General features: G+C 64.5%; 17 protein-coding genes. 9 read left to right on the forward strand and 8 right to left on the reverse strand.

The genetic code is table 11. The features are described 5' to 3' along the window. Positions 1-22: 22 nt before the first annotated feature. Positions 23-415 carry a CopM family metallochaperone gene (copM, locus tag GGR00_RS18365; RefSeq protein ID WP_184700315.1) on the forward strand — a complete coding sequence of 131 codons (393 nt, stop codon included), beginning with the start codon at positions 23-25 and terminating at the stop codon, positions 413-415. Between the two features lie 81 nt (positions 416-496). After that, positions 497-1,336 (forward strand): aldo/keto reductase, encoded by an 840-nt coding sequence (locus tag GGR00_RS18370; RefSeq protein WP_184700316.1) that lies wholly within the window; start codon positions 497-499, stop codon positions 1,334-1,336. A 75-nt stretch (positions 1,337-1,411) separates the two neighbouring features. On the opposite strand, the gene GGR00_RS18375 is transcribed toward GGR00_RS18370, so the two are convergent. After that, positions 1,412-3,880, reverse strand: a complete 2,469-nt coding sequence (locus tag GGR00_RS18375; protein ID WP_244487773.1) for an EAL domain-containing protein — start codon at positions 3,878-3,880, stop codon at positions 1,412-1,414. A gap of 309 nt (positions 3,881-4,189) precedes the next feature. Between GGR00_RS18375 and GGR00_RS18380 the strand changes: the two genes are divergently transcribed. After that, on the forward strand, positions 4,190-4,789 hold the full coding sequence (locus GGR00_RS18380; protein WP_184700365.1) for a YdeI/OmpD-associated family protein: 600 nt from the start codon (positions 4,190-4,192) through the stop codon (positions 4,787-4,789). 18 nt (positions 4,790-4,807) lie between these two features. On the opposite strand, the gene GGR00_RS18385 is transcribed toward GGR00_RS18380, so the two are convergent. Then, the gene (locus GGR00_RS18385; protein WP_184700317.1) at positions 4,808-5,107 is read right to left on the reverse strand and encodes a DUF6958 family protein; all 300 of its coding nucleotides are present in this window, start codon (positions 5,105-5,107) and stop codon (positions 4,808-4,810) included. Then, entirely contained in the window at positions 5,091-5,666 is a 576-nt protein-coding gene (locus GGR00_RS18390) for a GFA family protein (RefSeq protein ID WP_484477038.1), read from the reverse strand. The genes GGR00_RS18385 and GGR00_RS18390 overlap by 17 nt, the downstream gene beginning before the upstream one ends. 97 nt (positions 5,667-5,763) lie before the next feature. Here GGR00_RS18390 and GGR00_RS18395 point away from each other — a divergent pair, with 97 nt between their 5' ends. Next, positions 5,764-6,390, forward strand: coding sequence for a TetR/AcrR family transcriptional regulator (locus tag GGR00_RS18395; protein WP_184700319.1), 627 nt, complete (start codon positions 5,764-5,766; stop codon positions 6,388-6,390). A 47-nt stretch (positions 6,391-6,437) separates the two neighbouring features. On the opposite strand, the gene GGR00_RS18400 is transcribed toward GGR00_RS18395, so the two are convergent. Further along, positions 6,438-7,496 (reverse strand): alpha/beta hydrolase family protein, encoded by a 1,059-nt coding sequence (locus GGR00_RS18400; protein WP_184700320.1) that lies wholly within the window; start codon positions 7,494-7,496, stop codon positions 6,438-6,440. Positions 7,497-7,646: 150 nt separating this feature from the next. On the opposite strand from GGR00_RS18400, the gene GGR00_RS18405 reads away from it, so the two are divergent. Beyond that, the gene (locus tag GGR00_RS18405; RefSeq protein ID WP_343065590.1) at positions 7,647-8,663 is read left to right on the forward strand and encodes a helix-turn-helix domain-containing protein; all 1,017 of its coding nucleotides are present in this window, start codon (positions 7,647-7,649) and stop codon (positions 8,661-8,663) included. Positions 8,664-8,689: 26 nt separating this feature from the next. Here the strand turns inward: GGR00_RS18405 and GGR00_RS18410 are convergent, their stop codons facing one another. Both GGR00_RS18410 and GGR00_RS18415 read right to left on the reverse strand, forming a co-directional pair. After that, positions 8,690-9,814 (reverse strand): epoxide hydrolase family protein, encoded by a 1,125-nt coding sequence (locus GGR00_RS18410; protein WP_184700322.1) that lies wholly within the window; start codon positions 9,812-9,814, stop codon positions 8,690-8,692. A 135-nt stretch (positions 9,815-9,949) separates the two neighbouring features. Next, the gene (locus GGR00_RS18415; RefSeq protein WP_184700323.1) at positions 9,950-10,615 is read right to left on the reverse strand and encodes a helix-turn-helix domain-containing protein; all 666 of its coding nucleotides are present in this window, start codon (positions 10,613-10,615) and stop codon (positions 9,950-9,952) included. Positions 10,616-11,014: 399 nt separating this feature from the next. On the opposite strand from GGR00_RS18415, the gene GGR00_RS18420 reads away from it, so the two are divergent. The 4 genes from GGR00_RS18420 (at position 11,015) to GGR00_RS18435 (ending at position 15,929) form a co-directional block, all read left to right on the forward strand. Then, positions 11,015-12,217, forward strand: a complete 1,203-nt coding sequence (locus tag GGR00_RS18420; RefSeq protein ID WP_184700324.1) for an MFS transporter — start codon at positions 11,015-11,017, stop codon at positions 12,215-12,217. Between the two features lie 513 nt (positions 12,218-12,730). Next, positions 12,731-13,552: an HD domain-containing protein gene (locus tag GGR00_RS18425; protein ID WP_184700325.1), complete on the forward strand. Its 822-nt coding sequence runs from the start codon at positions 12,731-12,733 to the stop codon at positions 13,550-13,552. Then, a complete protein-coding gene (locus GGR00_RS18430) occupies positions 13,549-14,067 on the forward strand; it encodes an AAA family ATPase (RefSeq protein ID WP_184700326.1) in 519 nt (172 codons plus the stop codon). The genes GGR00_RS18425 and GGR00_RS18430 overlap by 4 nt, the downstream gene beginning before the upstream one ends. After that, on the forward strand, positions 14,064-15,929 hold the full coding sequence (locus GGR00_RS18435; RefSeq protein ID WP_184700327.1) for a 5'-methylthioadenosine/S-adenosylhomocysteine nucleosidase family protein: 1,866 nt from the start codon (positions 14,064-14,066) through the stop codon (positions 15,927-15,929). Before GGR00_RS18430 ends, GGR00_RS18435 begins: the two co-directional genes overlap by 4 nt. Here GGR00_RS18435 and GGR00_RS18440 read toward each other — a convergent pair. Beyond that, positions 15,919-16,824, reverse strand: coding sequence for an HTH domain-containing protein (locus tag GGR00_RS18440; RefSeq protein ID WP_184700328.1), 906 nt, complete (start codon positions 16,822-16,824; stop codon positions 15,919-15,921). The genes GGR00_RS18435 and GGR00_RS18440 overlap by 11 nt on opposite strands. Beyond that, positions 16,821-17,030: a hypothetical protein gene (locus GGR00_RS18445; RefSeq protein ID WP_184700329.1), complete on the reverse strand. Its 210-nt coding sequence runs from the start codon at positions 17,028-17,030 to the stop codon at positions 16,821-16,823. The genes GGR00_RS18440 and GGR00_RS18445 overlap by 4 nt, the downstream gene beginning before the upstream one ends. Positions 17,031-17,060: the final 30 nt, after the last annotated feature.

Below are 17,060 nucleotides of genomic sequence, written 5' to 3' on the forward strand. Positions count from 1 at the left end.
GCTCCCAAGAAGGATGTTCTGTATGAACCTGATGAAGAAGATCGTGCTGTCCCTGATGGCTGCGGGCATGCTCGTCGCCGTCATGCTCGAAACCGCCTCGGCCCAGATGGACCACGGCGGCCACGCCATGGGCATGACCGCTCCCGCCACCGACAGCGCCTCCGCCCAGGCCTACAAGGCGGCCATGGACGAGATGCACAAGGCCATGCTGGCGATCGAATATTCCGGCGACGCCGATGTCGATTTCGCCCGCGGCATGATCCCGCACCATCAGGCCGCCATCGACATGGCCAAGGTCCAGATCGAGCACGGCAAGAACCCCGAGATGCGCAAGCTCGCCGAAGCGGTCATCGCCGCCCAGGAGGCCGAGATCAAGGAGATGGAAGCCTGGCTCGCCGCCAATCCGGTCAAGTAGCGCGAAACGGACTGCAGCGTCATTGCGGTAGCCAACGCCGAATGGCGCTGTAAGCTGGCGGAAACCGCCGAGGAGACCGCCATGCCATCCACGACCACGACGCTGCCCGCCGGCGAAGCCGTGCCGGTGCTCGGCCAGGGCACCTGGATGATGGGCGAGGACCGGTCCCGCGCAGCCGACGAGGTGGCGGCGCTGCGGCTCGGGCTCGACCTTGGTGTCACTTTGATCGACACGGCCGAGATGTACGGCAATGGCGGCGCCGAAAAGGTCGTCGGTGAAGCCATCGCCGGCCGCCGCCACGAGGTCTTCCTCGTCTCCAAGGTGCTGCCCTCCAACGCCTCGCGCAACGGTGTCGTCAGGGCTTGCGAAGCCAGCCTCAAGCGCATGCGCACCGACCGCATCGACCTCTATCTGCTGCATTGGCGTGGCGGCGTGCCCCTGGCCGAGACCATTGCCGTGTTCGAGGAACTGCGCCGCTCGGGCAAGATCCGCCACTGGGGCGTCTCCAATTTCGACGCCGACGACATGGAGGAGATGGAGCGGCTGCCGGCGGGCAGGAACGCCCAGGTCAACCAGGTGCTCTACAATCTCGGCCGGCGCGGCATCGAGTTCGACCTGGCGCCCTGGTGCCGCGAGCATGGCATGCCGATCATGGCCTATTCCCCCGTCGAGCAGGGCGCCCTGGCCGACGACGCAGCCCTTCAGGCCATCGCCGCCCGGCACGACGCGACGGCGGCGCAATTGGCGCTTGCCTGGGTCATGGCCCGGCCCGGCGTCATCGCCATCCCCAAGGCCACCCGGCTCGAACATGTCAGGCAGAACGCCGCCGCGCGCGACATTCGCCTCACCCCTGGCGATCTTGCCGAGCTGGACACGCTGTTCCCGCCGCCGGCGCGCAAGCGGCCGCTGGAGATGATCTGACCCCGGTCAGTTCGCCCTGACGGTGCGCATGCCATTAGCGCCGCCCTTGCCGAGCAACACTTGGCGACCCGGCGGTCAGCTCGCCAGCGGCAGGTTCGGGTTTGCGCCGCTGGCGCGGCCGAAGCCGCGCTTCTTGCCGGCGGCATAGCCGTCGTCGAAGGGCTGCGGCCGGGCGATGCCGTAGCCCTGCGCATAGTCGACGCCGATGTCGCGCAGCGCCATGGCGATGTCGTCGTTCTCGACGAATTCGGCGATCGTGCGTTTGCCCGTCACCTCGCCGATGTGCTGGATCATCTCCACCATGGCACGGTCGATGCGGTCGACGAGCATGTCCTTGACGAAGCCGCCGTCGATCTTGAGATAGTCGACCGGCAGCGCCTTGAGGTAGCTGAACGACGACATGCCCGAGCCGAAATCGTCGAGCGAGAAGCGGCAGCCATGCGCCTGCAGCGCCTTGATGAAGCGCGCGGCGCTGTCGAGGTCGGCGATGGCGCTCGTCTCGGTGATCTCGAAGCAGATCGTCGACGGCGCCACGCCGCTGCGCACGAACTGCTCCAGCACGTAGCTGACGAAGCTGTCGTCGCCGAAGCTGGCGCCGGACAGATTGATGGCGCAGATGGCGATCGGGTTGTCGGGCTGCGTCCGCTTGTGCACGGCCAGCCGCTCGAAGGCCGAGCGAACCATCCAGCGGTCGATCAGCGGCATCAGCCCGTAGCGTTCGGCCGCCGGGATGAAGGCGCCGGGCGGGATCATGTTGTTGTCGGCATCGGCCAGGCGGATCAGGAGCTCAATATGCGCGCCCGTCGTCTCGTCCGCCTGCAGCGGCACGATCTCCTGCGCGTAGATGCGGAAGCGGTTCTGTTCCAGCGCCTCGCGCAGCCGCTGCACCCAGGCCATCTCGCCCAGGCGGTGCTCCAGTTCGAGGTCGCCGATCTGCTGCAGCTGGATGCGGTTGCGGCCCTTGTCCTTGGCCATGTAGCAGGCGATGTCGACGCTGCGCAGCGTCTCTTCCAGGGTCATGCTGGCATCCGACAGGCCGACGACGCCGATGCTGACGCTGGTGCTGAAGGCGCGTCCGGCCCAGACGAAATGCAGCTCTTCCACCGCCTTGCGCAGGCGCTCTCCGGTGCACGCCGCCAGCTCGGCAGGGCAGTTCTCCATCAGCACGCCGAATTCGTCGCCGCCCAGCCGCGCCAGCAGGTCGCCCGACCGCAGGTTCTGCCGCAACGCGGTCGACACTTTTCGCAACAGTTCGTCGCCGGCGGCATGCCCGCAGGTGTCGTTGACGATCTTGAACTGGTCGAGGTCGAGATACATCAGCGCATGTGTCGATGGGCGCTTTGCCAGGCCTTCGAGCGAGGCGCTCAGCCGGGTCTCGAATTCGAAGCGGTTGGCGAGAGAGGTCAGCGTGTCGTGCCTCGCCTGCCAGGACAGTTGCGCCAGGAATTCCTGTTCCTTGGTCCGGTCGTGGAACACCAGCACCGCGCCCACCACCCGCTGCTCGACATAGAGCGGGGCGCCGACAAGCGAAATCGCCACGCTCGACAGGTCTGGCCGCACCAGCTGCTGCGGCACGCCGCTGCCGTCGATCGCCTCGCCGGCGAGAACCCGCGCCACGAAGCCGCGGTCTTCCTGGTCCGCCTCCTCGTTCATCAGGCGAAACAGCTGGTCGAGCGGCTTGCCCCTGGCGTCCGCGCCGCGCCAGTCGAGCAGCCTCTCCGCCGCCTCGTTCATGTAGTCGAGCCTGCCGTCCCGGTCGGTCGCCACCACCGCCTGGCCGATCGAGGCCAGGGTGATCTGAGCCCGCTCGCGCTCCGCGTTGAGCGCGTCCTCGAAGGCTTGGCGCTGTTGCAGCAGGTTTCCCGTCCGCCGAATGGCGAGCAGGATCAGCAAGGCGGCGGTGATCACGTTGACGCTGAGCAACAGGTTGGTGATGGCGCGCGATCCGCGTCCGAGCGATTGCGAGAACGCATCCGCCAGCGGTGCCGTGTCGCCGTTGAGGCGCTGGATCTTGCGGCTCCAGTCGGCGCGCATGTCCGGCGTGGCGCGGTTGCTGGAGATCTCCTGGTGCATCGCCTCGCCAAGCGCCGCCACCTCGAGGATCTTGGGGTCGGCGTCGATCCAGCGTTGCACCGCGTTGGACAGGTAGCTCACGTCCCTGAAATAGCGGAACAGCCAGATCATGCCCGGAATGTCTTCGGGGTGGTTGCCGGCCCGCCGGAAGCTGTCATAGGCGGCGTCGTAGTCCGGCACTGGCTGCTCCATCGCCAGCCTGGCTTGCCGGTCGGCCAGCGGCACGGCGATCGTTTGCTGGAACCGGTGATGGTAGTGTTCGTCGCCGGTGCTGGCATACATGGCCAGGCTGTAGATGGCGTCCTTCTGGCCCTTCGACCAGGCGCTTTCGCCGGCAACATAGGCGCGCACCGCCGAAAGCGTGTAGAGGCTGGCGCCGGCGATGATGGCCTGCACCAGCACCACGGCGATGAACGGCCACAGCAGCGCGAACAGCCGGAATCTGGATCTGATATCGCGTAGCCTCGTCACATGCCCCAACGAAACGAACTCGCTCTCACCTGCAGTTGTTTTCGCGTCCTCGGCGCGATGTTTCGCAAAACCTATATCGGCGGGCTTTAAGAATTCCCTTCACGGCAAGGTTTCAGGAACGTTCGGGTATATTGACCTTGCGGCAGATGTTTCCAGTATGGACAGCAGGATATTCCTGTGCGTCTGGTTGGCTGCCGGTATAGGCTGCGGCGACACCGTGTTGTTCGAGGAAAAGATGCAGAACCGGACGTACCATTGCTCGTCATCGGCCTGTTCGGTCGCGGCGCCGGCCGGGGCGCAGCCACTCTGATGGCGCCCGTCACCGTCGATCCGGCCAAGGTCCACGAATTCAAGGACTCCGGGAGCTTTTACCGCTGGCTCGGCATCCATCACGACAAGCAGGACGAGGTCTGGATCAGGATCCACAAGGTCGCTTCCGGTCTGCCCTCGATCACGCCCAAGGAAGCCATCGACGTCGTGCTGTGCTGGGGCTGGATCGACGGCGTCCGCAAGGGCCTCGACGACACAAGTTTCCTGCAGCGCTATTCGCCGCGCGGCAGGAAGGGAACCTGGAGCCAGATCAACGTCGACAACGTCGCCCGCCTCGTAGCGGAGGGCCGCATGACCGAGTACGGCATGAGGCAGGTCGAGGCGGCCAGGGCCGACGGACGCTGGGATCGTGCCTACAAGTCCGGCAAGGACATGAAGATCCCCGACGATCTCCAGGCCGCCATCGACGCCGAGCCGGCAGCAAGGGAGATGCTCGGCAAGCTCAGCGCGCAGAACCGCTTCGCGCTCGCCTTCCGCACCCACAACATGAAGACCGAGGCCGGCCGCAGGAAGAAGATCGAGACCTTCGTCGAGATGCTCAAGCGCGGCGAGACGATCTACCCGCAGAAGATGAAGTAGGTCGGCCGACGGCGAACGTCAGGCCCGATAAAGCCGCAGCGGCTTGGTTGCCTCGCGGCTGACCACGCCCCGTGCTTCGAGATCCAACTGGGCCGCCTTCAGCCACCAGCCGGCCTTGTCGCCGCCGGGAAACAGCTCTTGCGGCAACAGCGGCAGCAGTGCCGCCTTGGCTTCGGCCACCGTCAGTCCCGGTGCCTTGGCCGGCAGGACGGCCAGCAGCGCGTCGCGCATCGCCGTGTATTTGGCCTTGTCGACGCGCACGACGTGGCCGGGCGAGATCACGTTCCTGATTTCGATCTTGTCAGCTGCCTTGGACATCGAGCTCGCCCTGGACATAGTCGAGTTTGGGGGCCCTAAAACCCATCGCCGCCCAGGCCGACAGCAGCCGCCACATGAAGCGGCCGGAATGCTTGGCGTAGCTCGGCAGGCCGTCCGCGAACTCGACGCCCGGTCTGCGGTCTGCGGTCATCGTGCGCATCTCGAGCGGCGGCCGGTCGTCGGGCTGGATGCGCTCGCGATAGACCGACAGCCAGTGCCCGCCTTTGAACTCCAGGAACATCGGCGCATTGCAGCAGGCGGCCACCACGCGCCGGGTCGGCGCCGCCGGGCTCAGCCGATGCTCGCGCAGCAATTCCGCACCGCGCACGCAGCGCACCCGGTCCTTGCGGTAGAGTGCAAAGACGGTGCCGCCGTCGCTTTCCAGCACCGGCGTCCCGCCGGGCAGGTCTTCGAAAATCTTGCCCGCCTTCTGGCAGCTCGAGCAATGGCAGGCCGCCGTGACGATCGGCACCCCGCTGGCCTCGAAGCCGACCCGCCCGCATCTGCAGCTCGCGCTTCGCATCTGTGACGTGGAACCTGACATCTTCGTCGCTCCCATTGGGGTCCAGCAACTAGACTGTACCGTCCAGTTTGATTTGTCAATCGGATCGGCCTATCCTGCCGCCGGGATTGCCGATGCCAGGGAAGGGCCAGCCATGAGCGGTGCGAAAAGTCGCCAGCAGCGGACACGCGACGCCATCGTTTCGGCGGCAGCCGTGCTGTTCCTGAAGAACGGTTTCCTCGGCACCAACATGGACGAGATCGCGGCCACGGCCGACGTCTCCAAGCAGACCGTCTATGCCCATTTCCAGAGCAAGGAAGCGCTGTTCCTCGACGTCGTCAGGGGCATGACCGGCCTCGCCGGCGACGAGCACGAACAGCAGGTCGCCGAGCCCGAGGACGACCGCCCCATCGGCGACTACCTCCAGGAATTCGCCGAGCTCCAGCTCACCATCGTCATGACGCCCCGCCTGATGCAGTTGCGGCGCCTGGTCATCGGCGAGGCCGGACGCTTCCCCGAACTCGGCAAGGCGCTGCATGCGCTTGGGCCCCAGCGCTCGATCGGCCGCCTGTCGCGCGCCTTCGAGCGCTATCGCCGGCAGGGCCAGATGCAGGCCGAAGACCTCGAGGCCGCCGCCGGCTTCTTCAACTGGCTGGTCATGGGCGGCCCGGTCAACGACGCCATGCTGCTGGGCGACGGCGCGATCCTGTCGCGCCAGGCCTGCCGCAGCCACGCCCGGGAGAGCGTCCGCATCTTCCTGGCGGCGTACGCACCGCGCTAGACGCGCACGCCGCATGGCACCGGCCTATGGCCGGCACCAGGCAGGGCTCATTGCCCGGGAGCCATCAGGTCGCGCACCAGCCTGTCCTTCACCAGCCTGATCATCTCGGCATGCAGTTCCCCGCGCGGCCTGCTCGCCTCGTCGGAACAGATCGGATCGATCTCGCCCACCGACTTCAGCAGATCGGCGGCACCGTCCTTGCATTCCGGCAGGAAGCTGAAATGCGTGGCGCCGGCCACCGTCGCATAGCTGCCCTTCGGCGTCAGTTGCGCCAGCTTGTCGGAGATCACGGCCAGCGGGATGGTTTCGCCCTCGCCGAGATTGATGAAGTGCATCGGGATCGCGATCTCCGTCAGGCTCTGCGCATCATAGGCCTGGGCGAGGCCGGGATCGGCCAGCACAGCCGTCTTGATGCGGCGGTCGAGGTTTGACTGCTCGAAGCGCGCCCGCTCGATGCTGCGCAGGTCGAGCCTGTCGACCGTCACCCGCTCTTCGTCGACATAGCCTGTGCCGCCGGCAAACCAGGCGCAGTCCCATTTCTTGTAGCCGTCGCAATAGCTGGCATAGGCCTCGAGATCGGCGCGTGCGCCGGCGAGCTCCATGGCCGCGGCGCCGCCGAGCGAAAAGCCGACCACGCCGATCCTGTCGGCGTCGATGACGTTGCTCCAGGCCGGGTCCACGGTCATCGCGTCGATGACGGCCGAAAGGTCGCCGGTGCGCTGCCACAGCTTCGGCGTGTCGGCCGGCGTTGAATCCCCGCTGGTCGTGCCCGGATGGTTGGGGCCGGCAACGACGAAGCCCGCCTTGGCCAGTTCGGTGGCGAGCCAGCCCATGGCCTGCACGCGGCTGCCCGAGCCGTGCGACAAAAGCACCAGCGGATGGCGGCCCGGCACGGGCGGCGCGTCTCGCGCGGCTGGCGTACCCTTGAAAACCCTGTTGTCGCCCAGGGTCGTCGGCGTGCCGCCGGCGCCGGCCGGATACCAGACGGTCACGGCAAGGTCGCGGCCGGGCTGGGCCACGGTCCCCTCGCGCACGCCCACCTCCGAAGCGAAGCAGGCGGAAACGAAGCCGATGAGGGCAGGAATGGTGGAAAGCAGCTGGAGCATGAGAACCTCGCTCTGTTTTTCGAAACGACGAGCCAGCAATGGCGAAATCGGGCAGCCTCATCGTCCTCGATCGCGATTCAGGTCGTGCTCGATCGCGATGCAGGCCATGATCGGCCGTCTTTTCCTCAGGTGAGATTCGCCTTGATCTTCGTGCCCCTGTCCTTCGTCGCCGCGCTGTTGCTGGTCATCCTGCTCGTCGCGGCGCTGCGCGCCCGGGAAACCACCGGCGGCAACACGGCATTCCTCGTCCTCGTCGCCCTCTGCGCCGTGCAGTCGGTCGTCGTCGGCCTGCGCTGGGGCTACCATGTCGAGGCGGCGCGTTATGTCCTGCCGATCCTGGCAGCCAGCCTGCCGCCGCTGGTGCTCCTCAGTTTTCGTACCTTGCTCCAGCGCGACGATGCCGGCAGCGGCGCCGTGCGCTGGCTCCACGCCTTGCCGCCGCTGGTCATGATCGCTCTGGTGCTGTTCGTGCCCGCCCTCATCGACGTCGCGCTGATCGTGATCTTCGTCGGCTATGCGCTCGCCGTGCTGAACCTCGGGCGCAGCGGTCCCGACGCCCTTGTCGAGGCGCGCCTCGACAGCGCGGTTGCCGCCCACCGCGCGCTGGTCATCGCCGCTGCAGCGCTATGCCTGTCGGCTTTGTTCGACCTCGGCGTGCTGCTCGCCTTCGAATGGTCGATGGGGGCGAACGCCGAGATCATCGCCAGCAACGCCAACATTCTCGGCCTGTTCTTCATCGGCCTGACCGCCTTCGTCGCCTCGCGCGCCCATCCCTCGGCGCCGACCCAGCCCGGCCCACCCGAGCCGTCGCCCTCCGAGCAGGACCGCGAAATCCTCGACCGGGTCCAGCGCCTGCTCGTCGACCAGAAGCTCTATCGCGATGACAACCTCACCTTGTCGCGGCTGGCCCGCCGCGTGGGCGTGCCGGCGCGGCAGATCTCCGGCGCCGTCAACCGCCTCGCCGGCAAGAACGTCTCGCAATACATCAACGACATCAGGATCTCCGAAGCCTGCCGCCTGCTGCGCGACACCGACATGTCGGTCACCGCGGCCATGCTCGACGCCGGCTTCCAGACCAAGTCCAACTTCAACCGCGAGTTCCGCCGCGTCACCGCGCTCAGCCCGGCCTCCTGGCGCGAACAGAACCGGCCCCGGGCCGCAGCCTGAGGCGGGCTATCTTTTTTCGCGCGGTTTTATCCCCGCAGCCCGTCAAAGAACGCCGCGACCTCTTGCGCCCACGCCTCCGGCACCTCCATCGCCGCGAAATGGCCACCGCTGGTGAGCTCCGTCCAGCGCACGATGGCGTTGCCGTCTTCGCCATAGCGGCGGATGGCGACCTCGTCGCGGGCAAACACCGCCACCCCTGTCGGCACGCCCGAATTCGGCTTCGGCGACCACGCCTCCGGATCGTGCGCGTTCTCGTAATAGAGCCTTATCGACGAGGCGGCGGTGCCGGTGAACCAGTAGACCAGCACGTTGGTCAAAAACCCGTCCAGATCGACCGCGTCGGGACTGTCGCCGAAGCCGGCAAACATGTCGCCCAGCCAGGCGATCAGCCCGGCCGGCGAATCCGAAATGCCATAGGCCAGCGTCTGCGGCCGGCTCGACTGCAGTGCGTTGAAGCCGAAGCGCTCGGCCATGAACTGCTGCAGCCGCTGCAGCCTGGTTTTTTCGGCATCGCTGAACGTCGCGATCTCGGCGGGTTCGATCGGGCCGAGCGGAATGAAGCCCATCGTCGCCGCGTTCACATGCACGCCGATGACCCGTTCGGGCGCTGCCCGGCCGATGGCGGGTGCGATGATGGCACCTGCGTCGCCGCCCTGCACGCCGAAGCGCTGATAGCCGAGCCGCGTCATCAGCTCCAGCATGGCGCTGGCGATGCGCCCGTCGTTCCAGCCGGCCTCGCACGTCGGCCCGGAGAAGCCGAAGCCGGGCAGCGACGGGATGACGAGATCGAAACCGGCCGCAGTCAGCGGCGCGATCGCACCAAGGAACTCGACGAACGAGCTCGGCCAGCCATGCAGCAGAAGCAGCGGCACCGCATCCTGGGCTTGCGACGTCACATGCAGGAAATGGATCTTTTGGCCGTCGATCTCGGTGACGAACTGCGGATGGCTGTTGATCGCGGCCTCTGCGGCGCGCCAGTCGAAGCCATTGTTCAGCCGCTCGATCGCGCGGGTGACGAAGCCCGACGCCATGCCATAGCTCCAGCCCGCGCCCGGGACCTCGTTGGCGAGCCGCGTGTTGGCCAGGCGCTGCTTGAGGTCGGCCAGTTCGGCCTCTGGAATGGCGATCTTGAAGGGGGTGATGTCAGACATGTGCCGCGTCCACTTTGACTTGGTGCATCGACCCTTTCGAAAACAGCTTCCGCCATCAGGGGCCGTGCACGGGGTTGAAAGTGCATCCTTTCTAGCCGGCGGCAGGGTCCTGGGGATTGAAGATTTCCGACAGTTTCAGCGGCGCGCGGCCTGCCCGGGTGTCGTGCCCATGATCGCCTTCACCGAGCGGATCATGTGCGGCTGGTCGGCATAGCCGAGCGCGAAGGCGACGTCCGCCGCCGGCCGCCCCTGCTGCAACAGCGCCAGCGCCTTCTGGGCGCGCTCGATCTGGGTGAAGGTCTTGTAGGTGACCCCGGTCGTCTTCAGGAAATGCCGCTGCATCGTCCGCTCCGACATTGCCATCGGATGCCCTGAGACGACCGACGCGACCACCCGGTTGTCCTCGACGATACAGTTGCGCACCAGCTTGCGCACGAAGCCGTCGACGGTCTCGAAAGTCGGGATCTCCAGCACGTCCGCCCCGAGCCGGAAGCGGTCCTTGCCGATCATGTCCAGCACCACGCCCTGGTCGCGCATCACCTCGCCCGGCATCAGCGGCATGAAGCTGCTCGGCTTGAAGGCGATCGCCAGGATCTCGTCGCCGGCGGCATAGTCGTGGGTCACGGCAGCGGTGGTCAGCCCGGTGCGCAGCACGGTGGTCGTGTCGCCATTCCTGAAAACGACCACGTCCCAGCACCCGTCCGGCTGCATCTTCATCGAGCCGCCGGTCGCAAACCGCGTCCGCGTCACCGCCGCGACAAACGGCGACGACCACCCCTCCAGTGTCACGACCTCATGCATCTTTGCCGCCGCTCTTCTCGCATGAGCAGTGTCGCCGGTGTTGGCAGGGGAGGCAAGTGCAGGCAGCAAGCTGCTGCCGGCCGGCATCGTTGGGGCTATCGCCGATAGCTGTTGGCTCAAGCCGTTTCGGACGGCGGCCGCGCCTTGACACGCCTGACATGGCGGCTAGTTTCCCGCCCGCGAGGTAACGTCCTCTCCCACAAGGGGAAAGCCCATAGGGGAAAGAATGTCCGGGAACGGCCCGGCCCACTCAAGGGGCCTGTTCATGCGCCGTCTTCATCCTGTCCTCGCGCCTTGTCCTGAGACCGGCCGACACATGGCCGAGACGCTTCGGGAACTCCGGGCTGCGTATCTTGCTGCCGGGAATGGACCGCGCCTGATGATGCCAGCAGCTTCAACATGACCGGACTTGGCGCCCCTCCCTCCAGCGACGTCGCATCCCCGCCTCTCGACAGGCCACGGAGCCGCTGGCCGCTGCTGTGCTGGTTTGCCTCGTCGGCGACATTGAACGTTCCCCAGGCTTCCGCGCCGGTGGCGTTCTCGCTCGTCGCCCTGAGCGTCATGGGCGACGCACGCGGCGGTGCCGCCATGATCCTGGCCATGACCCTTGCCCAGGTCGTCGGCGCCATCCCGATCACGCGGCTCGGCAGGAACCGTTCGGCCGCCACCTTCCTCAGGCTGCTGGTCGCCTTCCGCACGCTCGCTCTGGCTGCCGTCGTCCTGTGCGCGCATTACCAGGCGCCCTTTGCCTTGCTCGTCGCCTTCGCGGCTGTGGCCGGCTTGGTCAACGGCGCGGCGTCAGGCTATCTGCGTGCGCTGCTCAATCACTTCACGCCCGCTTCGCATCTGCCGCGAACGCTCGGCATCGCCGCCACCCTCAATGAACTGACCTTCGTTCTCGGTCCGGTGCTGGCATCCGCCCTGGGCGCTGTCTCGCCGGTCTTTGCCCTGCTCGCGCTGACGCTGCTCGGCGCCATTCCGGCCCTGCTGGTGCCGCAGGCGGGCAAAAGCCATGTCGAGGACGCGCCTCATGCCGAGGGTTCGGTGCTCAGCCCGTCCATCCTGCTGTGGCTCGTCTGCGCCGCCGCGGGCTCGTCCACGGTCGCTGCCATCGAGATCGGCGCCGTAGCACTCGCGCTCAAATTCGGCTACCCGCCGACGCTGGCCATCCTGTTCACCGTGCCGCTGTGCCTGGCCTCGGTCGCCGGCGGCATCTGGGTCAGCGTGCGCAACCGCACGGTCAGCGACAGGGCCGTCGTCTTGCTGCTGGGCGTCGTGACCTTCGGCGCCGCACTCACCGCCCTCGGCCCATCGCTTGAAACCACCGTCGCCGGCGCCATCCTCATCGGACTGGTCCTGGCGCCGCTCGGCACCTACTACTCGCTCGTCCTCGACCGCCTGGCCCCGCCGCGCCGGCGGCCCGAAGTCTTCGCCCTGCTGCGCACCTCGAGCGCGCTAGGCATCATCTTCGCCAGCGCTGTCCTGACCGCTGCATCCCTGTCGAGCGCGCTGATCGTGGTGACGGCAACGATGTTCGCGGTGACGCTGACGGTCGGCGTCGCAACCCTCCGGCGCCGAACCGGAGCCGTCAATCAAGCCTGAGGGCGGGAGGCCGCGCGGCGACCGCCAAAACCGCGTCCCCGGCGGCATGGTCGTGGGTAATGGCCGAGGTGGTCAGCCCGCTGCGCAGCACTGACGTCGTGTCGCCATCCCTGAAAATGACCACGTCCCGCCGCTGCCAAACCGGGTCCGCGTCACCGCCTCGACAAACGGCGACGACTACCCTCCAGTGTCACGACCTCATGCATTATCGCCGCCGGGCTCCTCGCAAGCGCAGTGTCGCCGGAGTTGTGGGGGATGCAATGGTGGTGGAGGCGGTGGCCCGAACAACTTGGCAGATGAGCGTGGTAAAACAGACGTCTCAGGCCGCCGTTGCTCGCTGCCTCGGTTCCGCGTGACCAACGATAGAGCGTACAACTTTACCCCGCTTGATAGACTTCGATCTCCTGCGATTTTTGATTGCGACTTAGGGCAGAGAATCTACTATACCAGCGCGAATATTCATGGAATTTACGGCGCCTCTCGGTAATGCTTCGGTGTCGGATCGGTAGTCACTTGAATAAGATCAGGGTCAAGATGATCGCCCGTCACAAATCTCAGACTGAGATGCTCGTGGACCAACTGGGGTTCGACGACTGTATCGCCCCTGTCTCCTTGCCAGATCCGTTAGATGTCCGCGCGGACGTTGACATGATCTACCGCCTATACGACTTACAGAAGATTGTTCGGTTCTTCGGCCAACGGTACTGGGAGGAGGAAACGCTCGGCCTCGGATCAGTTCCCAAGAGGTATGAGCTTGAGAACGTCGCTGCCCATTCCTTCAACGTCGCGCGGTGCGTGCCACTGCTGGCGCCGCATTTTCCATGGATCGACCGCGGGCGTGCGACCGAGCTGGCGCTCGTGCATGACGAACCTGAGATCGTGACGGGCGACAAGGATCCGGTAGGCAAGGATGGGCAAGGCTTCGATACCCACGCATTCAACCCCACCCGGCGCCTCGACAAGGATCGCGAAGAACGTCATGCCCTTGACGCTCTAGCCTCCAGCATGCGCCGTTCGCTGCGCGAATCCTATCGAACCATGTTCGAGGAACTTATCGAAGCATCGAGCGAGGAGGCCCAGTTCGTAAAGGCCGTCGACAAGCTGCAGGCGCTAGTCTTCGTACGCCTTAGGAAGGGAGGCCGGATCACACCGGACCACGCGGCCTTCACCATACGGTATTCAAGGATTGGGGTTCGTCGGTTCCCGCCGCTTCAGGAGCACTTCAAGCTCGTGCTGCGGGACCTCATCGATGACGTCGCCCAGTCCAGGCCCGCCGAAATCTTGGCGTTCTGTGAAGAGGCGTTCGCGAAATTGAAAGGCGCCGATCAACTATGACATCAGCGCGGGCAAGGCGATTTGCATTGATAGGTAAGTCGGGGGCAGGGAAGTCTACGGTAGCGGAGCGGATTTCGCGGGACTACGGAATCCGGCGCATATCGACAGGCGTCATCTGTCGTAAGATCTCGCTGCTTCTGTTTGGCAACGAGGACAAGGCGTCCACGCAGCAGATTGACGATGCGCTGACTCAGATCGATCCTTCAATCTTCTTGCGGGCGGCACTGCGGGGCGCTGCACCGGAGGAGTCGATTTGCGTGGATTCGCTGCGCTTTTCCACAGACTTCCGCTTCGCGCGCGATCAAGGATTCGAGGTCATCCGGGTGACCGCGTCGGACGAGACCAGGACACACCGTCTGGCAGCCAGAGGACAGGCCTTTAATCTCGACGTCGACGGCAGACATAGATCTGAGACGGAACTCGACACGGCCGAGGCCGATTTCACAATCTACAACGACGGTGCGAAGGACGAGATCGAAGCCGCCCTCCGATCGATTTTCTCCAGGGGCGCATGAGAAGGAACCTGTTTCTTCACTTCCTGAACCGCGACACGCGCGAAATCGTCAAGCTCTACAATATCTTGGGCGACGAAAAGCATGCGCACGCGCTTCGCGGACCGATGAACGCCTGCGCCATGCTGTGCGAAGATTTCTGCGTCGCTCCTCCGGGCTTTGTAGTGGAGGACAAATACGCGTTCGAGTTGTTCGAGGTCCAGTCCGCCTATCTCGAAAAAGGACTGGTTCGTCTGCCCATGCGGGAGACAAACCTCAGCGACTTCGCCGAAAAGAAGCGGCTCGAATACTCATTCGCTCGTAACCGCTATTCAGGCCTGTACGACGATGCGCGAATGAACCTTCTCAGTTCGCACGGTGCCGCGCTCGTCCAAAGAAAGGTCCAAATAGGCCCGGCAATCGTGAATGGATTTTTGACCGGAATTGACACGCGATTGCAGGCTTGGAACGGAATCCGCCAGAACGCATCGTCGGACGTCATCGAGAACATGCGTACCGTTCCCGCGAAATTGGCTGATGATGGAAAGGCTCTCACGTGGTCAATAATTGAGCCCAACCTTGTGGGTTCTGCCTTACCTTTCCATCAGCAGATGCGCGACGCCCTACAGTACACCTACTTTCAGGAATATTGCCGGGAATTCAAGGCTATCGTACTCACCGACATTCCTCATATGCCTGTGGAGTTCCACCTACCGGCAGAGCGTTCCGTATACAGCATGCGCAGGTTCCGCAGGTTCCTTGAGCCGATGAGCGCTGATCGACTTCTGCTCGAGGCTTCCGCCGATACCATCATGAGGTTCCGCCGCGATGCGGGATTTATAGAACTGATGGATGCCTATTGCAGCTTTGCCAAGATGTTCCCAAAGGACACGGATCTCCAATACCATCTGTCGAGGGCCATAAAGAAGACACCCTTCGAGTGGTCACGGATCCCCGAAAGATTCAACCCGGCGATATCCGACCCGTCGGACGTCGAAATCGTCGAGATCGCGAGCGCTTGCGGCGAACTGGCAGCCGTTCTAACGGCGGAGCACGGACTGCCGCAGCGCGGATCTGATGAGCGACAAAAATCAAGGAAAACAACAACTGCTTCGAAAGGACGACAATTGAAGATCGCGATATTTGTGGCACTTGAGGAAGAACTCAACGTTCTTATTAAGCATTTCGGACTACCGCGGTCCGCGGAAAGTCCCGCGGCGTCGGGTAAGATCGGCGAGGTGGAAGTTGACGTCCTCTGTCCCAGAGCGATGGGCCGGGTCGCCGCTGCGGTTGAGGTCACGGGCTATCTATCGAGAAATGCTGCACCGGATCTGCTTTTCTGTGTCGGCCTGGCAGGTGGGTTTGCAGAGTCCAAGATCGAGCAAGGAGCCGTAATCTGCGCGGAGGTGGTTGTTGACCTAGCGACCCGCAAGGTCACGGACGATGAGAACGGCGGCGCCAAGTCGAAGTTCCGGCGACGGGACTTCGACTGCACTCGTGCCGTCTACGCGGTGGCGAATTCAAAAGAGTTCGATCAGAACGATTGGGCTTCGTATTCTGCCGACGAGTTCAACTGGCAAAAGGGCAGAATACCTTCTTTGTGGGAAGGTAAGATCGCCAGTGCGGACGAAGTAGTCGCCAGTGACGATCATCGAAAGAAGATGGTCGATTCTGCCGATAAGCTGTTGGGCATAGAGATGGAAGCGGGCGGTGTCTGTGCCGCGGCGGACGCCTTCAAAGTCCCTGTCTCGGTGCTTCGAGTCGTTTCCGACATGGCAGATCCGTCAAAGGCCGATGACAAATGGCGCATCACGGGTATGAAGACGCTCGCGGAGCTACTGAAACGTCTGCCTCTTGACCGTGTGATCGCAGTGGCTAAGCGATAGCCACCGCGCCATCTGCGGCGAGTTCGACGAAGCGCGACGACACACGCTCCAATGTGGAGGTGTCATTGATCTCGGCCGGGACTCGCGTCCAACGGGGAGCGCGGTTGGCTGGGAAGAAACGAACAAACTCCTCCGGCCGCTCGCACTGATACTGTACGAACAGAACGACGGAGTTGTCCCGACCTTGTGAGTCGGTGATGCGGATGCACCGCAAAGCACGTCCGGGCTGGCTCCTGGTGAGCTCATGAATCCGGCGAACCGATGCGCTCGACTGCTCGGCAATCGTCCGTCTTGCGGCCAGATCGATACCGTACGGCTCGTGGGAAAAGAGGTCCGCGTCCGACCCTCTGAGGAAGCCAAGCAGTCCGATCGCGCGGCCGCTGCCGAACTCCGAACCATCCATCGCAGCCAGGGTCAACAACCCCCTGCTCGAGCAGATCATCACGAGCAAGCGCAGATGCACCAGCCTAGAGTCCTTCTCGGCGATTCTCAGGGGCACCTGACGTCGAAACTGCTTGGCGATCGATGGGAAGTCGACGAGCCCCGTCCCGCCCTGAAGCGCCGAATCCAGTTCCTGCCGGTCCGCGCAAAGGACGTCGAACTGCTTGAGCTGATAGGATCGCTGGGGGGCGACATACTCGCTCTTGCTTCCTCCCGCTTCGAGGCGCGACGCTAGGGAAAAGCGGCCCGGTGCGGTTCTGGCAAAGAGAGACGCTCTACGATTATGTAGGATGTCCTCGCACAGACGGGCGTGAAGGGTTTTGTGCTGCGTCTTTCCAAACAGATGATCAGGCACCAGCTGAAGCCGATATGCCGCATCAAGTATCTCGCGAGCTGTCAGTGGCTGACGCGACTTGCTAAGGACGGCTTGCGACATCTTCAGGTATGAGTTCATCGGGGTCGTCGCTCTGGCGCAAAGTTCTCCAGCATGGAGCTAGCCTTACCGATCCGCGCCAGCTCTGTCACCAGACTGCTGTGCGATTGCGCAAATGGCAAACACTCTTTTGTGGTGTCATCGCAAACGGCATCCGGCTGGGCAAGCACCGCGTCGTAGAAGGCCGCGGCGCGGTCGATGTCGGAGACGCCAAGCGGATGCAGCATGCCAGTCTCCAATGCGTCCGCTTGAACTGA

The organism is Aminobacter aganoensis (genome assembly GCF_014206975.1).
Lineage (GTDB): Bacteria > Pseudomonadota > Alphaproteobacteria > Rhizobiales > Rhizobiaceae > Aminobacter > Aminobacter aganoensis.

Bases quoted from the DNA above. Each gene is read 5' to 3' on its own strand.
- GGR00_RS18410 (WP_184700322.1), bottom strand. From the start codon at position 9,814: ATGTCTGACATCACCCCCTTCAAGATCGCCATTCCAGAGGCCGAACTG.
- GGR00_RS18440 (WP_184700328.1), bottom strand. From the start codon at position 16,824: ATGAACTCATACCTGAAGATGTCGCAAGCCGTCCTTAGCAAGTCGCGT.
- GGR00_RS18390 (WP_484477038.1), bottom strand. From the start codon at position 5,666: ATGGGAGCGACGAAGATGTCAGGTTCCACGTCACAGATGCGAAGCGCG.
- GGR00_RS18420 (WP_184700324.1), top strand. From the start codon at position 11,015: ATGACCGGACTTGGCGCCCCTCCCTCCAGCGACGTCGCATCCCCGCCT.
- GGR00_RS18395 (WP_184700319.1), top strand. From the start codon at position 5,764: ATGAGCGGTGCGAAAAGTCGCCAGCAGCGGACACGCGACGCCATCGTT.
- GGR00_RS18445 (WP_184700329.1), bottom strand. From the start codon at position 17,030: ATGCTGCATCCGCTTGGCGTCTCCGACATCGACCGCGCCGCGGCCTTC.
- GGR00_RS18430 (WP_184700326.1), top strand. From the start codon at position 13,549: ATGACATCAGCGCGGGCAAGGCGATTTGCATTGATAGGTAAGTCGGGG.
- GGR00_RS18370 (WP_184700316.1), top strand. From the start codon at position 497: ATGCCATCCACGACCACGACGCTGCCCGCCGGCGAAGCCGTGCCGGTG.
- copM (WP_184700315.1), top strand. From the start codon at position 23: ATGAACCTGATGAAGAAGATCGTGCTGTCCCTGATGGCTGCGGGCATG.
- GGR00_RS18385 (WP_184700317.1), bottom strand. From the start codon at position 5,107: ATGTCCAAGGCAGCTGACAAGATCGAAATCAGGAACGTGATCTCGCCC.
- GGR00_RS18400 (WP_184700320.1), bottom strand. From the start codon at position 7,496: ATGCTCCAGCTGCTTTCCACCATTCCTGCCCTCATCGGCTTCGTTTCC.
- GGR00_RS18435 (WP_184700327.1), top strand. From the start codon at position 14,064: ATGAGAAGGAACCTGTTTCTTCACTTCCTGAACCGCGACACGCGCGAA.
- GGR00_RS18415 (WP_184700323.1), bottom strand. From the start codon at position 10,615: ATGCATGAGGTCGTGACACTGGAGGGGTGGTCGTCGCCGTTTGTCGCG.
- GGR00_RS18380 (WP_184700365.1), top strand. From the start codon at position 4,190: ATGGCGCCCGTCACCGTCGATCCGGCCAAGGTCCACGAATTCAAGGAC.